General features: G+C 48.3%; 25 protein-coding genes. 22 read left to right on the top strand and 3 right to left on the bottom strand.

Going from position 1 to position 15,532, the window contains the following annotated elements; translation table 11 throughout:
- The first annotated feature begins 7 nt into the window (after positions 1-7).
- Positions 8-742: a sulfite exporter TauE/SafE family protein gene (locus tag APY94_RS02005; protein ID WP_058938049.1), complete on the top strand. Its 735-nt coding sequence runs from the start codon at positions 8-10 to the stop codon at positions 740-742.
- A gap of 5 nt (positions 743-747) precedes the next feature.
- On the top strand, positions 748-939 hold the full coding sequence (locus tag APY94_RS02000; protein ID WP_058938048.1) for a hypothetical protein: 192 nt from the start codon (positions 748-750) through the stop codon (positions 937-939).
- 156 nt (positions 940-1,095) lie between these two features.
- Here APY94_RS02000 and APY94_RS01995 read toward each other — a convergent pair whose 3' ends face one another.
- Complete coding sequence (locus tag APY94_RS01995) at positions 1,096-2,154, bottom strand: AAA family ATPase (RefSeq protein ID WP_058938047.1); 1,059 nt, start codon at positions 2,152-2,154, stop codon at positions 1,096-1,098.
- 245 nt (positions 2,155-2,399) lie between these two features.
- Here APY94_RS01995 and APY94_RS13810 point away from each other — a divergent pair, with 245 nt between their 5' ends.
- The 14 genes from APY94_RS13810 to APY94_RS01930 all read left to right on the top strand — a co-directional run bounded on the left by APY94_RS13810 (position 2,400) and on the right by APY94_RS01930 (position 10,207).
- The gene (locus tag APY94_RS13810) at positions 2,400-2,525 is read left to right on the top strand and encodes a hypothetical protein (RefSeq protein WP_281175984.1); all 126 of its coding nucleotides are present in this window, start codon (positions 2,400-2,402) and stop codon (positions 2,523-2,525) included.
- Positions 2,526-2,624: 99 nt separating this feature from the next.
- Complete coding sequence (locus APY94_RS01990) at positions 2,625-3,683, top strand: glucose-1-phosphate thymidylyltransferase (protein WP_058938046.1); 1,059 nt, start codon at positions 2,625-2,627, stop codon at positions 3,681-3,683.
- Between the two features lie 9 nt (positions 3,684-3,692).
- A complete protein-coding gene (gene rfbB, locus APY94_RS01985) occupies positions 3,693-4,694 on the top strand; it encodes a dTDP-glucose 4,6-dehydratase (protein ID WP_058938045.1) in 1,002 nt (333 codons plus the stop codon).
- A 45-nt stretch (positions 4,695-4,739) separates the two neighbouring features.
- A complete protein-coding gene (locus APY94_RS01980; protein ID WP_058938044.1) occupies positions 4,740-5,027 on the top strand; it encodes a hypothetical protein in 288 nt (95 codons plus the stop codon).
- Entirely contained in the window at positions 4,985-5,326 is a 342-nt protein-coding gene (locus APY94_RS01975) for a type II toxin-antitoxin system VapC family toxin (RefSeq protein WP_058938043.1), read from the top strand. Before APY94_RS01980 ends, APY94_RS01975 begins: the two co-directional genes overlap by 43 nt.
- A gap of 74 nt (positions 5,327-5,400) precedes the next feature.
- Positions 5,401-5,604: a DUF2281 domain-containing protein gene (locus APY94_RS01970; protein WP_058938042.1), complete on the top strand. Its 204-nt coding sequence runs from the start codon at positions 5,401-5,403 to the stop codon at positions 5,602-5,604.
- Positions 5,604-6,002, top strand: a complete 399-nt coding sequence (locus APY94_RS01965; protein WP_058938041.1) for a PIN domain-containing protein — start codon at positions 5,604-5,606, stop codon at positions 6,000-6,002. Before APY94_RS01970 ends, APY94_RS01965 begins: the two co-directional genes overlap by 1 nt.
- A 4-nt stretch (positions 6,003-6,006) precedes the next feature.
- On the top strand, positions 6,007-6,564 hold the full coding sequence (gene rfbC, locus APY94_RS01960; RefSeq protein ID WP_058938040.1) for a dTDP-4-dehydrorhamnose 3,5-epimerase: 558 nt from the start codon (positions 6,007-6,009) through the stop codon (positions 6,562-6,564).
- 9 nt (positions 6,565-6,573) lie between these two features.
- Positions 6,574-6,816 (top strand): DUF4258 domain-containing protein, encoded by a 243-nt coding sequence (locus tag APY94_RS01955; protein ID WP_058938039.1) that lies wholly within the window; start codon positions 6,574-6,576, stop codon positions 6,814-6,816.
- A gap of 9 nt (positions 6,817-6,825) precedes the next feature.
- Complete coding sequence (locus tag APY94_RS01950) at positions 6,826-7,035, top strand: DUF2283 domain-containing protein (RefSeq protein WP_245610384.1); 210 nt, start codon at positions 6,826-6,828, stop codon at positions 7,033-7,035.
- Positions 7,036-7,095: 60 nt separating this feature from the next.
- The gene (locus tag APY94_RS01945; protein WP_058938037.1) at positions 7,096-7,284 is read left to right on the top strand and encodes a hypothetical protein; all 189 of its coding nucleotides are present in this window, start codon (positions 7,096-7,098) and stop codon (positions 7,282-7,284) included.
- Positions 7,272-7,742 carry a type II toxin-antitoxin system VapC family toxin gene (locus tag APY94_RS01940; RefSeq protein ID WP_058938036.1) on the top strand — a complete coding sequence of 157 codons (471 nt, stop codon included), beginning with the start codon at positions 7,272-7,274 and terminating at the stop codon, positions 7,740-7,742. The genes APY94_RS01945 and APY94_RS01940 overlap by 13 nt, the downstream gene beginning before the upstream one ends.
- On the top strand, positions 7,739-8,602 hold the full coding sequence (gene rfbD / locus APY94_RS01935) for a dTDP-4-dehydrorhamnose reductase (RefSeq protein ID WP_058938035.1): 864 nt from the start codon (positions 7,739-7,741) through the stop codon (positions 8,600-8,602). The genes APY94_RS01940 and rfbD overlap by 4 nt, the downstream gene beginning before the upstream one ends.
- A 243-nt stretch (positions 8,603-8,845) precedes the next feature.
- Positions 8,846-10,207, top strand: a complete 1,362-nt coding sequence (locus tag APY94_RS01930; protein ID WP_058938072.1) for an ATP-binding protein — start codon at positions 8,846-8,848, stop codon at positions 10,205-10,207.
- Positions 10,208-10,536: 329 nt separating this feature from the next.
- Here the strand turns inward: APY94_RS01930 and APY94_RS01925 are convergent, their stop codons facing one another.
- Together APY94_RS01925 and APY94_RS01920 are read right to left on the bottom strand one after the other, a co-directional pair.
- Entirely contained in the window at positions 10,537-11,061 is a 525-nt protein-coding gene (locus tag APY94_RS01925; RefSeq protein WP_157065439.1) for a hypothetical protein, read from the bottom strand.
- A gap of 156 nt (positions 11,062-11,217) precedes the next feature.
- The gene (locus APY94_RS01920; RefSeq protein WP_157065438.1) at positions 11,218-11,460 is read right to left on the bottom strand and encodes a hypothetical protein; all 243 of its coding nucleotides are present in this window, start codon (positions 11,458-11,460) and stop codon (positions 11,218-11,220) included.
- Between the two features lie 55 nt (positions 11,461-11,515).
- On the opposite strand from APY94_RS01920, the gene APY94_RS01915 reads away from it, so the two are divergent.
- From APY94_RS01915 to APY94_RS01890, 6 genes are all read left to right on the top strand, one after another.
- A complete protein-coding gene (locus APY94_RS01915; protein WP_157065437.1) occupies positions 11,516-11,737 on the top strand; it encodes a hypothetical protein in 222 nt (73 codons plus the stop codon).
- Positions 11,721-12,101, top strand: coding sequence for a DUF2283 domain-containing protein (locus APY94_RS01910; RefSeq protein WP_058938031.1), 381 nt, complete (start codon positions 11,721-11,723; stop codon positions 12,099-12,101). The genes APY94_RS01915 and APY94_RS01910 overlap by 17 nt, the downstream gene beginning before the upstream one ends.
- Positions 12,102-12,479: 378 nt before the next feature.
- Complete coding sequence (locus APY94_RS01905; protein WP_058938030.1) at positions 12,480-13,418, top strand: helix-turn-helix domain-containing protein; 939 nt, start codon at positions 12,480-12,482, stop codon at positions 13,416-13,418.
- Positions 13,406-14,092, top strand: a complete 687-nt coding sequence (locus tag APY94_RS01900) for a hypothetical protein (RefSeq protein ID WP_058938029.1) — start codon at positions 13,406-13,408, stop codon at positions 14,090-14,092. Before APY94_RS01905 ends, APY94_RS01900 begins: the two co-directional genes overlap by 13 nt.
- Before the next feature lie 118 nt (positions 14,093-14,210).
- Positions 14,211-14,786 (top strand): helix-turn-helix transcriptional regulator, encoded by a 576-nt coding sequence (locus APY94_RS01895; RefSeq protein WP_058938028.1) that lies wholly within the window; start codon positions 14,211-14,213, stop codon positions 14,784-14,786.
- A complete protein-coding gene (locus APY94_RS01890) occupies positions 14,774-15,532 on the top strand; it encodes a hypothetical protein (protein ID WP_058938027.1) in 759 nt (252 codons plus the stop codon). Before APY94_RS01895 ends, APY94_RS01890 begins: the two co-directional genes overlap by 13 nt.

Here is a 15,532-nt window from a genome sequence, read left to right as displayed (position 1 = left end):
GAGGGCGTTGCTGACCTTCGCCGGGCTGGGCCTTTTAGTCGGCTTCCTCGTCGGCCTCACCGGTGTTGGCGGCGGGGCCCTGATGACGCCCTCCCTAATCTTTCTCGGTGTTGAACCCCTGACCGCTGTGGGAACCGACCTGCTCTACGCCACCGTCACCAGAATATTCGGTGTCTTCTTCCACGGGAGGAGGGGCAGGATGAGGTATGACATAGCGCTCCGCCTTTTTGCGGGGAGCATTCCGGCAATAATCCTCGGGGGGATAATCCTCAGGGAGATCGACAGGGAGGTTCTCAACGATTACCTGACCCTCCTCCTCGGGCTCATCCTCGTGGTGAGTGCAGTCCTCAGCCTCCTGAAGGGCGAAATTCACATCCCTATCAAACCAAGGTGGGCCTACGTCTACCTCCTCGGCTTCGTGGTGGGATTGACCGTCCAGTTCACCTCCGTTGGAGCGGGGGTGATAGTGAGCTTCACGCTGATGAACGTGGCCAGAATTGGCCCGCGGGACGTCGTTGGGGTGACGATAACCTATGGCCTAGCTCTTTCGGCCCTCAGCTTCCTGAACTACGTGGGAATGGGAAGCGTGGACTACGCCCTGGCCGGTGCATTGATAGCGGGGACCATCCCGGGAGTGTACGCTGGAACCAACGTGAACTCTAGGGCGGATAGGGAGAGGCTTAAGAAGGTGATAAACATCATTATCCTGCTGATTGGACTGCTCACACTACTGGGCAGGTGAGGGGCTTGGACGAGGTGAACCGTGCACTTCAGAGGATTGCGAGGGGAACGGGAATAGTTTTTGCCGGGACAGTAATTTCGATGCCTATCCAGTCTCAGGGTGGAATCATGACGAAAAGATTATTAACAATACCCCCCGAACTAGTTCGGGGGGTATCACATGCGGCCCAAGTCAAAGAGAGGCATATCGTTTTTTGATCAAAGACCTGCTTTTTGGACGTTCTGAGGAGTTGAACAAGCTGATAAATGCCTTACTTTCTCGCAAAGGCTGAAAGCTTTGGTGAAATAAAAGAGGTCATGAAAAACTCGGCTTTCAAAGTGCGAGCATATGATTCCGAGGGTTTTGATAGGAGTTCACCGTGTATGTCTCAGTGCTCGTTCAATGACGGGATCAATGATGTAGTATTCATCATCATGTTTTTCGATGTAACCGTACTTGATGAGGTTCCGAAGAGCCGTGTACAAAGTTTTCTTGTCTATTATCTTTCCTTCAGACCTCTCAACGTATGCTTTTATTGCAGACCATGAATGATAACCTTCAGAGATTGCCATCATTATGGTGAGGTACCTCGGTGAGTGCTTTGATAGCTCGTCTATTATATCGCTCTTCGCTTTCTGAAATACTTCATCGATAGCTTCACTGTGCGTTCTGCCACGGTAACGCAACCATCCGTACTCCCTGAGCCAACCGACAATGCCATCGAGCACTTCAACGGCATTCTCTATTTCTCTATCCCCCACGCTCAAGCCAACTTCTTTAAAACCTTCTTTTAGATACATTGTGCTCTCATCCTTGCTGAAGCGATCTAGATGCACTATTTCATGCTCCCTCTTGTAGAGTGGAGAGTGCTTGTCGTTGAAGCCGAGAAATTCCTCAAGAATTTGTATTTCCGACCCAGTGAGAATAAGAGTAATGTTCTCATAGTTGTCATTTATGGAAGCAAATAAAGCAGTGTAATCATAGTTTGAGTAGCGGAGGTATTGAGCTTCATCAAAAACTATAACTGTCCTCTCCCCGTTGTTTTCAATGTCGTCAAGAACATCTATGAGGTCAGTTTTTTCATCTTTGAATTCCACACCTGATCCTGCAATCGCCACGCTCTTCAACGACCGCAGAAGTCTCATGACAGGCGCATAGCTTTTCCTTGCATCGAGGGATTTTACTATCTCCTTCTTTATGACCTTTGGCGAAATGTTTGCATGGATGCTCCAGAGCTTTCTTGTATCTATGTAAACACCAGGCGTGTTTATTTCATTGAGCAGGACTTTTACGAGCGTTGTTTTGCCCACACGGCGGATGCCTGTAACCACTATTAGCGGCACTCCATCGGTTATGGCTGAGGCGATTTTGTTAAACTCATACTCACGATCGAACATTTCATCCCTTGACTTCTTCACCCGGCTGAACAGCATTGTGGGGCCACCCCCTACTAGTAGGTGGGGCCCTCTCATATTTAAACATTATCGTCCGTGACTACACCACCCAAAGGGCGAGGTTTCCAGGAGAAAAATATACTGCTACGAGAGATTTAAGCGGGCCTCTTAAGATAGGGTTTTTGGTGAGGTTGGAAGGGGCAAAAGGGGAATAAAATATGTGATTCAAATGATGCAAAAATGAAGCAATAATGATGCAAAAGATGCAAAAAGGTGAAAAGCCCATGAGCGAGGCAAGCCCGACCCTGCAGAAGATTGCGAGGCTGGTTATTTTGGATATTTTTGGTTATATTCAAAAAATGACACTGTTCCTCGGTTCCTCCCATACTGCCGCGAATGGGCTTGTATGAACGAGGTACCCGCCCTACTGCGTTCTTAATATTTTTTAAGACGAGTTCTACCAAAATTCTTTTATATTGTCCTGAGGTTAAGAAGGCTAGGTGACGGTGATGAAGGCTCTTATTCTCTCAGGAGGTCATGGCACCCGCTTGAGACCGCTGACCTATTCCCAGCAGAAGCAGCTGATTCCAGTTGCAAACAAGCCCGTACTGTTCTATGCCATCGAGGACGTCATCGAGGCTGGTATTCACGAGATTGGGATTATCGTCGGCCCGAACAAGGAGCAGGTGATGGAGACCGTTAGGAGCGTTGATTGGGACGCTGAGGTAGAGTTCATCTATCAGGGCGAGCCGAAAGGTTTAGCACACGCGATAAAGGTCGCCAGGGACTACCTCGGTGACGATGATTTTGTGATGTACCTCGGTGACAACATCCTCAGGGAAGGCATAGTGGAGCACCTGAACCACTTCAAAGAGGGAAACTTCGACGCCAGCATTTTGCTCTGTGAGGTTTCCAATCCCCAGCGGTTCGGTGTAGCCGAGCTGAGTGAGGACGGAAAGACCATCAAACGGCTGGTTGAGAAGCCCAAGGTGCCGCCGAGCAACCTAGCGCTTGTGGGAATCTACTTCTTCAAGCCCGTCATCCACGAGGCGGTCGAGAACATAAAGCCCTCCTGGAGGAACGAGCTTGAGATAACCGACGCCATCCAGTGGCTCATCGACCACGGCTACCGTGTAGGGTGGACGAAGGTCCAGAACTGGTGGAAGGACACCGGAAAGCCCGAGGACATACTCGACGCCAACAGGCTCATCCTGGACGACATCCAGACGGATATACGGGTCGAGACGAAGGCCAGAATCCATGGAAGGGTGGTCATCGGGGAAGGAACCCGGATCGACGGGAACACCGTCATAAAGGGCCCCGCGATAATCGGCAGGAACTGCGTCATCAGGAACGCCTACATCGGCCCCTACACGAGCATCGGCGACAACGTCGTCATTGAAAACACCGAGATTGAGGACTCGATAATCCTTGAGGGAAGCGAGATTAGATGCGGCGGCAGGATTGTGGAGAGCCTCATAGGGAAGAACGTGAAGATTTTAGAGGGGAACAACCATCCCATTGGAAGGAAGCTGGTCGTCGGCGACAATTCCCAGTTAATGCTGTGAGGTGGAACGATGAGGCTTTTGGTGACCGGTGGAATGGGCTTCATAGGGAGCAACTTCATCCGCTATATCCTTGAAAAGCACTCCGACTGGGAGGTAATAAACCTTGACAAGCTTGGCTACGGCTCGAATCCGGCAAATTTGAAAGACATCGAAGACGACCCGCGCTACACCTTCGTCAAGGGAGACATAGCGGACTTTGAGCTCGTGAGCGAGCTGGTTAGGAGAGTTGACGGAATAGTGCACTTCGCCGCTGAAAGTCACGTGGACAGGAGCATCTCAAGCCCCGAGCACTTCCTGAGAAGCAACGTCATCGGTGTTTACACGATTCTTGAAGCCATCAGGAAAGAGAACCCCGAAGTTAGACTAGTTCACGTGAGCACCGATGAAGTCTACGGCGATATCCTGGAAGGCTCGTTCACCGAAAAAGACGCGCTTATGCCCTCATCCCCATACTCCGCTACTAAAGCTGCCAGTGATGTTCTCGTGCTTGGCTGGACGCGGACTTACAGTCTGAACGCCTCCATAACGAGGTGCACCAACAACTACGGCCCCTACCAGTTCCCGGAAAAGCTCATCCCCAAGACGATAATCAGGGCCAGCATGGGGCTCAAGATTCCGATATACGGCACCGGCCAGAACGTGAGGGACTGGCTCTACGTCGAAGACCACGTCAGGGCAATTGAGGCCGTTCTGCTCAAAGGGGAGCCCAGGGAAATCTACAACATCTCCGCCGGCGAGGAAAAGACTAACCTGGAGGTCGTTAAGACGATCCTTGAGCTCATGGGCAGGGACGAGTCGCTTATAGAGTTTGTTGAGGACAGGCCCGGCCATGACCTGCGCTACTCCCTCGACTCCTGGAAGATAACGCGTGACCTCAAGTGGAGGCCAAAGCACAGCTTTGAGGAGGGCATTAGAAAGACTGTCAAATGGTACCTCGAAAACGAGGCCTGGTGGAGGCCGCTGGTCAACGAGAAGGTCCTTCATCCAACGCCCTGGAAGCTGGGGTGGTGAGAACATTTAAATATGTGCATACACATAATTATGTATGGTGATGATATGCCAACTATGACCCTTTCAATACCTCCGGAGCTCTACCGCAAGATGAAGAAGCACCCAGAAATCAAATGGAGCGAAGTGGCGAGAAAGGCCATAGCGGAGTACCTCAGTGAGCTTGAGAACTCCCGAACCGAGATGTCCATGTTGGAGTTCAGGGAACTCCTCGGGGATGAGCTCATCAGGGATATAGAGTCCGTTCCAGACGAGGCCTACGAGGAATATTACAAGAAAGCGAGGGATTTAGAATGGGAGAGGACAAAAAGAAACTCTACGACACGAACGTCCTGATCGACCTCGCTAAAAGCGGCGAGAACCCCGGGGACGGCTATACAACGGCGCTGAACCTTGTGGAATACCCAAAGGGGGTCTCTCTGGATCTGGGAGTCCTCATACCATCGCCCAAAGAATACGCTCTGGCTGTTAAGCTCTCAGAGAAACTTGTAAAGGCAGGCACCCCTGTTCCCGCCGTGGACGTGATAATCGCCGCCGTTGCAATATCCAGGGGGATGACCCTCGTGACAAAGGATAGACATTTCTCGCGCATAAAGAAGGTCGCTCCCGAGCTCAGACTCGAACTGGTTGGATGAGGTGGGTGTTAATCACCCGGCAGCAAGCAAAAAGGTAATTAAGTTCCGCGAGAACCTTTAGGATGGTGAACGTGATGGAGGACGCTTACAAGCTCTTTCAGCAGCTCCCAGATGACCTCAAGGAGGAGGTGCTGGACTACATCGAGTTCCTCCTGGAGAGGAACGCGCGCAGGAGACGCTCCCCCATGAAGTTTGGATGGCGCGGGGGGCTGAAGGAGCTCAGGAAGAAGTACACTTCCGTGGAGCTTCAGCACAAGGCCCTTGAATGGTGGGGCTGATGTATCTAGTTGATACCAACGTGTTCCTTGAAATCCTTCTTGATCAGGAAAACGCTGATAACGCGGAGAGGTTCCTTAGAGAAACTCCACCCAGCGAGCTTGCCGTCTCGGATTTCTCGGTTTACTCAATAGGGATAATACTCTTCAAGCAGAAGAAACACGGGGTCTTCCGGGAGTTCGTTGAGGACGTTCTCCTGCGCGGTGGGCTCTCCCTGCTGAGACTCACTCCCTTTGATTTTGAATCCCTGGTTGAAGCCTCCCGTAAATTCCACCTCGATTTTGACGATGCGTACCAGTACACCTTGGCCCGTAAATACGGCCTCCGCATAGTCAGCTACGATTTGGATTTTGATGCAACCGATATCTGTAGGGTTACGCCACTTCAGGCGATGAGGTGATGTTATGCCGTTCGAATTTAAAAGGCTGGAAATCCCTGATGTTATCCTGATCAAGCCCAAAGTCTTCGAGGACGAACGGGGCTTCTTCATGGAAACTTACAAGAAATCAGATTTTGAAAAGGCCGGAATCAAAGGAGAGTTCGTCCAGGACAACCACTCAAAGTCTAGATATGGAGTGCTCAGGGGCCTGCACTTCCAGAGAGAGCCCTACGCGCAGGCCAAGATCGTGAGGGTAGTTAGGGGAGTCATATACGACGTCGCCGTTGATCTGAGGAGGGATTCCCCCACATTTGGCAAGTGGGTCGGCGTCATTCTCTCGGAGCACAACAAATACCAGCTCTACATCCCGAGGGGCTTTGCCCACGGTTTCGTTGTGCTGAGCGACGTTGCAGAAGTGGTCTACAAGGTGGACAACGTCTACGCCCCTGACCATGAAGGCGGGATAATCTGGAACGACCCCGAGATAGGAATCGACTGGCCTGTGGATGACCCCATAGTCTCGGAAAAGGACAGAAAGTGGCCGACGCTGAGGGAGGCCGTTGAGAGGGGATGGGCATTTTGAGGTGATTGGATGAAACGAGTCGTCTTCATAGCCCATGCACTCGAAAGGCTAAGGGACAGAAAAATTTCAAAGGAACTCGTAATTCAGGCCCTTAACGAGCCAGACTCCGTCGATACAGGTTACATAGGACGAAAAATCGCTCAAAAGATTTTAAATGGAAAGCTTATACGGGTGATTTATGAAGAGACAGAGGATGAAATCCTTGTCATCACAGCATATATAACCTCCAAGGTTGAAAAATACACTGGGTGAGAAAGTATGATGATAACGTACGACCCAAATCACGACGTGATGTACATCAAGTTTGGTGGGGGAGAAATAGTTGACACAATCGAGGTTGGAGAGGGAGTGCTCATAGACGTTGGCAAGGACGGCAGGATAATAGGAATCGAAATAATAAACGCATCCACTAGAGTCGGCCCAAATCCCCTCGGCGAAATCTCAATAAGGCTCCAGGAAGCAGCCGTGTGATGGGAATCACAAGATGCAAATTTTATTAGATGTAAGCACAACTACTAACGGTGGTTGGATATGGGAAAAATCGCCATTGAGCTTAACATCCCTGACGAGATACTGAAGACGATTGACCTTAAGCGGCTGAAACGAATCGTTGAGAGGGAGGTTATTGTAGAGTACAGTGTCCAGAAACTTCACGGAAAGTTCAGGGGAATGGACCTTAAAAAAATCCTGAGAGAGGTCGAAGAGGAATGGGGTCTTTGACGGCCTTTGTGGATACCAACGTGATAATTGAGCATTTGGAGGGCAATATCGACCTTCTCGACATAATGGAGAGGTTTAACGTCCTGTATTCCAACAGCATAGTGTTCAGTGAGGCTCTTATGGTGTACCTGAGGGCATTAACTGGCGAACGCCCGTACACACTCAAGCACAACCCTGGTATTATCCGGAACCTAAGGGAGGAGCTCCTGGACTTCTCAAGGCTTTTTGAACTTTTCCTTGATCTGGAGATAAACAGGGCTGTTGAAACCCTTGCCGTTGAGTACATGATAAAATACGGCCTGCTACCGAATGATGCACTCATCCTTGCAACCTGTAAGTTTCACGACGTCAAGTATCTAATTTCGTTTGACAGCGATTTTGCTAATGCTTGTGAGAAGGAAGGGATATCCCTTCTTAGTACCCAAGGGGAGATAACCGGGCTTGGTGATGTCCCGTGATGGTGGCTATAATAGGTGCCAACGGTCAGCTCGGAACCGACCTGGTGAAGGTCTTTGGGGAAGACCCGTCTTTTGAGGTCGTTCCTCTGACCCACAAAGACTTAGACGTTACCGTTCCCGAGACCCTGAATGTGCTGAAAGAGCTGAAGCCCGACGTCATCATCAACACGGCAGCTTATGTAAGAGTTGACGACGCCGAGATTTATCCGGAGAAAGCTTTTGCGGTCAATGCTATCGGCGCGCTGAACGTTGCCAGGGTTGCCAGCGAGATTGATGCCATCAACGTCTACATCAGCACGGACTACGTCTTTGATGGCGAGAAGGGGAAGCCTTATATTGAGGAAGACATACCGAATCCCATCAACGTCTACGGGGCAAGCAAGTATATGGGTGAGATCTTCACGAGGAATTATTCATCCAGGCATTATGTAATCCGGGTGGCGAGCCTTTATGGGAAGGCGGGGGCGAGCGGAAAGGGCGGGAACTTCGTTGAGTGGGTCATTGAGAAGGCGAAGAGGGGAGAGGAGCTTAGAATAGTTGATGACCAGTTCATGAGTCCCACGTACACAATGGACGTTGCGAGAACTCTGAAGGAGTTCCTGAAGCTGAAGCCGGAGTTCGGGGTTTATCACATGGTCAATGACGGTTTTTGCTCGTGGTACGAGTTCACTAGGGCCATCTTTGAAATTCTAGGTTGGGACGTTGAAGTGAAGCCCATAAAGTCCAGCGAGCTCAACAGGCTGGCAAGGAGGCCCGGGTTTTCGGCGCTGGAGAACTCGAGGCTTCATGGACTTGGCCTGAGGATGGCGGGCTGGAGGGAAGGGCTGAAGGAGTATCTGGGAGAGAAGGGGTATCTCTAAACGTCTCTGAACAAAGGGGCTCCGCCCTTTGAATCCCGTTTTTATTTCGTTATCTCGGTGCTTACGGACCGAATGTGTTATACGGCGCAAAAATGAAGCAGGAATGATGCAAAAGATGAACGCCCATGACCAAGGTAGGTCAGGCTTTACATTTTTCTTTGAAAGTCTCGCCCTTCAGGCAAGGAGGAGGTCAGGTTGCTAAAACCAAAATATTTAAATATTCGAGTCACGTTTATTATAATCATGATTCGAAAATTTGTAAACCGGGGGAGGGAGCTCGAAGTCCTGGAGAGGGCATGGAGAGACGGCTTTCGACTTTTTGTGGTCTACGGGAGAAGAAGGGTGGGAAAGACTGCCCTTTTGAGGAAATTCTTGGAGAACAAAAGGGGCATATATTTTCTCTGCTCCCAGAGGGGATATGAGAAAGACCTCGAGAGATTTTCTCACGAGATAAGTTCTTTTATTGGTGCTCCGGTAAGATTCGAAAGCTTTAGGGATGCATTTAAGTTCCTAAGGGGGCAGGGGAAGCTTTTGGTGATTCTTGATGAGTTCCCTTACTTAATAGAGGCAGACAGGGGTGTTACATCCGAGTTTCAGGAGGTAGTGGATACAGTGCTTGAGGGTTCAGAGATCACCATTATCCTCTGCGGTTCGAGCGTTGGAATGATGGAGCGTGAGGTTCTCAGCTACAAGAGCCCCCTCTATGGGCGGGCAAGTGGGGTTCTGAAGGTCAAACCATTCCGCTTCTTCGATATGGTCGAATGGTTTGGAAAGGACTTTGAGGGGCTTTTAAGACTCTATGGGGTCACGTGGGGGATTCCTAAATACATGGAATTCTTCAAAACGGGGAGCGATGATGAGATTATCAACAACTTCTTTGACCCGAGTGCATTTCTTTTCAACGAGGCGAGGCTTCTCCTCATGGAGGAACTGAGGAATCCAACCAGATACATGCAGATTATCGAGGCCATAGCCATGGGAAAAACCCGGCTTAACGAGATCGCTCAGTACGTTGGGATGGAGGCCAAAGACCTATCTGCATATCTTAGGGTGCTCTCAAATCTTGGAATTGTGAGGCGGGAGGTTCCAATAACAGAGAGGAAAGCCAAGAGAGGGATTTATGTTATAGAAGATGAGTACTTCCGTTTTTACCACCGCTTCGTCAGTCCGCACTATGAGGAGATAGACTCCCTCAACCCTGAGCCAGCGATTCAGGATTTCCTGAGGAACTTTAATACTTACCTTGGAAAGACCTTCGAAAAAGCAGCCAAAGAGTTTTTAATGGAGCTTAATAAGCATGGAAGGTTGCCGTTTAAATTTACGAAGATCGGAAAGTGGTGGCATAAAAATGAGGAAATTGATCTCGTTGCACTGAACCGGGGAGAAAAGAAGGCCCTGCTGGTGGAGGTAAAGTGGAAGGAGTTGAGCGAAAAAAAGGCGAGGGGAGTTTTAAAAGATTTAGAGCGTAAAAGTGGGCTTGTCGGGTTAGAAAACTGGCAGAAGTATTACGGGTTGATAGCAAAGGGCATTGAAAGTAAGGAAGCCATCACAGGTGAGGGCTGGCTCCTGTGGGATTTGGAGGACTCCGAGAATCTTGGATTTTAAGATGAGAAAACTCTGAACGGGCCCATTTCGAAGGCTAAAGACTCATCGTGAGTCAAATGAGTCAAAAGGTGAACCCTATGAGCGAGGCGAGCCAGGCACTCCAGAAGATTGCAAGGAGGACGGGAACTGATAAACCAGAAATCTATTGAGTATAACATATACAACGGAGAAGGGCTATAAGATTCAATGGCTCCCGAAAGGGTTAAAAAGATTGAAGTTACATGGGGTATTGGAAAGCAGTGATCAACATCAAAATTTTCACCCGCTCCCCTGTGAAGCCCGTCCGATGATAAGAGGGGGCGGATGAGCGGGTGTGTCCTGGCTTCTTTTTAATGTTTTAGTCCTCTCCTCCTGAGATTGACGTGATTGTCAGCTATTGTTATGAGGATTTTCCTCTGCAGGTAATACTCTAACTCTCTCTCAGCTTCTGCCTGCGTTATGATGTCTTTTTCTTTCTGTGCTTTCCATAGCTTCTGTTTTAGCTCTTCTATGGCCGAAGCGATGTCTCCCTCCTTTACGATTGAAATCTGCACGTCCTCAAATCTGCCCACAACTGCCCTCCAGAGCTTGTCATCAGCTATAATCTCCAGTCCAAATTGGGCATAGTACTCAACATCTTCCCAGAAATAGTGGCCGATTTTGGGATAGTACCTGAGTTCGAGATAGTACTTTCTCACGGCCTTTTCCAATTTCGGCTTAGACTCCTCTTTTAGATACCGATTCCTGTTCCTTTTAACCTCCCTAAAGTGCCGTATTCTTCTGAAATCTTTTGTAAGCCTGGGCAGATCTTCGTAATTAACGACCACCATTGCCGCGGCGTTATTGCTTTCGTCAATGGCCATTACAACCGGCATGTATCGTCCCAGGTTCTATCCTGGGGTTAGATTTATAATAATTTTTGTGCGTTCTTTTAAGATAAGGATATTTATACTGAAGATTACCTGGAGCCAAACTCCGAATTGGTGTTTTGGGCAAATGGACCCCGCCCCTTGAAACCCGTTTTATCCCCTTTATCCCGGCGCTTTGCGCCGCACCTCCAGAACCAAAAAGCTATCAATTCCCGGATCGTTTTTACCTTTTTCTTTTGAAATCCTCCCCTTCAGGGCGGGGAGGAGGTCAGTGAATGCCCCATTCATGCCGAGAATTCCAGAAACGTAATATTTAAATGCCTGGTCTGGGTATAATATCCGAAGGAACATGGATTTCACCAAGTTCGTGGCCATGTTGAGGTCCAAAAGCATCTCAGATGTCACAGTTACACCCCACTGTGGATATCGCCTCCAGGTTAGGGGAATACCAAAAGGTTTGGTGAAAGAGCTGCTTTATAACCCCCAGGGACTCAGAGGCGTGATCCAGCAAGCGCCCGAGGGAAGGTTTAAGCTGTATTATGCATATACTGAGGATAAGGACCTGATAATAATAGTAGATGCGAGGCATGTTAAGAGCAAACTAAAATTAACTGTGGTGACGGTATTTCCACAGCCGTCCAAAAGGAGAACGAAGGTGAAAGAATATGGGGGAGAAGAGTGAGTTCAGGCCTGTGGATTATGACCCCCTTGTCGATTCACTCTTTGTGGTGGCGCCGGGGGGGGAGTATGAGTACTCCGTCATGCTCGGGGATGATGTTATTCTAGACTTTGGCCGGCTTTCGGAGGGGGATAAGCTGGACGTCATCGGATTTGAGATACTTGGGGCCTCCAGAAAGTTTGGGTTAGACAAACACCTGCTCAGGAGAATTAAGAGGCTCCATGCGGAGATTAAGATCAGCGAAGACCGCGTTGAAATGATTATTTCGATAGTTGTAGTCCAGAGAAAAAGGGAACGCGAGCGCTCAAGGATACTGGAAATGGCAAACGTCGGCCTTCCCACTGCAGTCACTTCTATCAGTGTTTAGATGGAATTGAAGAGAATCCTGCTCCCGGTTTTCATGATGTTGGACCCTATGAGCGAGGCAGCTTAATATCCATACAATTTTTGGGCGAATAGACCCGCCCCTTGGGCCCCGTTTTATCCTCTTTATCCCGGCGCTTCGCGCCGCACCTTAAGGACCAAAAAGTTATTAATCCCGGACCGTTTTTACCTTTTTCTTTTGAAATCCTCCCCTTCAGGGCGGGGGGGGAGGTCAGGTGTTAAAGGGCTCAAAGGCATCATAAAGGGCTCATAAAGGTATCACAGTTCATGGTGAACCTCATGGGCAAAGCCAGCAAAAATCTGTCCAGAAAAGCAAAAGTGTTATATATAATACTTTCTAATTTTTGGACAGTGAAGAGCCATGCTATCAAAAATTGAAGTCAGAATACTTCTGAAGCTCAAAGGTGAGAAAACCATAACCGAGTTAGCTAACGCGCTGAGCTTATCCATTTACCGAACCTCCATTCTCGTTGCATCTCTTGAAAGAAAAGGCCTTGTAAGGACAGAAAAAAGAGGAAAATATAAGATAGTCTCGCTGAGTGAGGCAAAGCCCGCGGAGCTTTTTAGAAAATTGACCTCCAGGTTTGGCCACATGCCTCTCGATGAGATTCTGAGCGGAAGGAATCTCGCCCTTCTCGCGGTTCTCAAGCGCACTCCGTTAAGTGCCCACGAGCTCTGTATAAAGAGCAACCTTTCAAGGAGTACCCTCTATTATGTAATTGATAAGCTTTCGGACTATGGGCTTATCGGGAAAAAAGATGGAGGGTACTTCCTGATGGAGAGATATGAACTGTTCCACGGCTTTGCCGTGGAATTCTACGAATTACAAAACTCCATCAAAGCGAGGAAATTCTCTGAGGATTCTGCCCTGATATGGGGTGGAGTTGGGGAATTTATTCTGTCGACGGGGGAGTACAAAGGGAGGGATGTTGGAAGCTTCCACCTAACCGGGCTTGAACGGTTCAGCGATTTTGGAGTGGATATTATTGGAACCGGGCGGCACCACTATTATTATTCTGAAAAAGCAAAGAGACTTTCTTTGGAAGAGGTTATTGTGCATGCGCTGCTTATTGATTTCAGCCCAAGAACAATTTTGTATTCACTCGTCCTGCTGCTGGCGTATAAAGGTAGAATAAACCAAAAGAAGCTTTTTAATCTTGGCAGGAAATACGGCGTTAGCGTGAGCGAACTGCTGGGATATCTTGAGGGTAAAGAGGTTAAAAGATACCCCTACCCTCCTATGGATGAAGTGAGGGAAATCTTCAAAATGTACTTCGGTGAAGGGAAGTGGGCGGGGTAACCAGAGAAAAGATAATATCCGAATTTCATCTGCTGGAGGAGAAGGCGAGGCTACTTAACCTTGAACCCCTGGAAGTCTACCTAATCGGTGGCGGGAATTTGGCCCTCAGAGGACTCAAGAGTGCGACGAAGGACGTTGACGTTGTAATGTTAAGCAGGAAACAGTTTTCCCTTTTGCAGGGGCTTCTGGAAACTCCATTGCCAAAACTGCCCGTCTATGTGAGGCAGTACCGCTCACGGTGGGATTATGACCTGGGCATGAGTTCCAGGTATGTGCATCCCTTGCATGGGTTCAGTCTCGATGTTTTTGTGAAGAGGGTTCTCAACAAGCTGTATCTGTCGGAGGGGATGGTTTCAAGGGCTGAAGTTCCCGGGGAGTTTTCCTCACACGAGCTTTTCAGGATACACCTGGTTTCAAAAGAGGACATCTTCTTGTTTAAAAGCGTAACTTCAATGGAAAGAGTGAGGGACCTTGAGGATCTGATTGCACTTGTTGAAACCGGGCTGGATTATGAGATAATCATTCATGAGCTTGAAAACCAGCTCTCTAAGGATGAATCACTCAGGAGCTTAGTTCCGAGGATAATACATAGTGTTGACCTTTTAATGCAACAGATTGGAGCCGTAAAAGGACTTATCCACCTCAGGGGATATTTAAAAGAAATAAGCGGGTGAAATCTCATGAGCTAGCGGCAGAAGATTGCAAGGGGGACCAGAATAGTTTTTGCTGGATCCGTTCTGTGTATCCTCTGTATCTCAAACTTTATAAAGTATAACATACAAAGGATACAATATGAGGGCGCCAATATTGAAGGAGAAAATACTGAGGGAGTTAGCAGTTAAAGAAGAAGTTTCTGTTAAAGAGCTTTTGGCCAGGTTTAAGGTTAACAGGCCTTACCTTTACAGAATCCTCAGGTCACTGGAAAGTGATGGGGCAATAGTTTTGGAGATGGGGATGATACGGGTCCTTGACAAAAAATCCCTCCTCTATGCCTGGGGGGCGGAAAAGAAGAAGATATTCCAGGTTGTTAGGGGAACCACTTATAAAGTAAGGCCCAAAAAGGTTAGGGATTTTGTAGTGTTCTCTGGAACGTCAGCGTTGTGGGTTCTTGGAAAGGTTCTGGAGCCGAGCTTTGGGACGGCCTACGTTAGAAAAGAAGATTTCGAGAGGTTAAAGCGGATTGGACTCAGAAGAGAGGGATATCCGATCAGGTTCTACTCTTACGATGAGGACGTCTTTAACTATACGAGGAATGTGAGGGAGTACCGGCTGGCAATAATCGAGCAGGTGATTGCAGACGCCCTAGGAGAAGGAATATATACGAGAGCCATCGAAGAACTGCTGGAGGAGATCGAATGGAAGAGGTAACCCTGAGGAGCTGGGGTAATCCGATAATTAAGGAATCCTACGAGTGGATGCTGAAAATCGGCAGGGAGCTGAAGGAGAGACTTGTGTTGGTTGGAGGATGGGCAACTTACCTTCAAGCTCAGAAATTGGGAAGCAGGGCTCTCCCTTCTTTGGACATCGATTTTGTTGCTTTGAAAGAAGAGTTTAACACTGTTGAAAAACATCTGCTGGCCAGTAACTTTATACCGGTTAGTTTTAGATATGTCAAATACTATCATGAAACACTGGATGGAAGGTTAAAGGGGATAAGCTTTGAGGAATCCAAAAAGATTCCCCCATATGAGCTTAGAGAATTATTTTTGGACGTCTTATGGGACGAAAAGATAAGTTCAATAAGCTTTGCACATCCTTACGCTAGGGTGATTTTTGAGAGGGAGATTTACGAAGAGATTAAGGGAATCAACGTTGCCTTTCCAGAGGTTATCCTGTCAATGAAATTTTTGATAGAGAATAACAAGTACCGGGGAGAGAAACAGCTGAAGGACCTGATTGACATTTATGTATTAACCCTTAGTCCCGAAGAGCTGGACTTCGATGTATTTAAACTGCTGTACTCCAAGGAAAAATTCAGCCTGGATTGGGTGATCCAGTATTTTAAGGAAAACGAAGAGTTTTTAGCTTCAGTCATGCGCGGGATAGGGATAACCTTTGATAGAGAAGAATTCTTGCTAACTATCAACGAATTGAAAGAAAGTCTGAAAAGGTGA

It is taken from the genome of Thermococcus celericrescens (genome assembly GCF_001484195.1).
Taxonomy (GTDB): Archaea; Methanobacteriota_B; Thermococci; order Thermococcales; family Thermococcaceae; genus Thermococcus; species Thermococcus celericrescens.
This window is presented reverse-complemented; position numbering and strand designations above follow the sequence as displayed.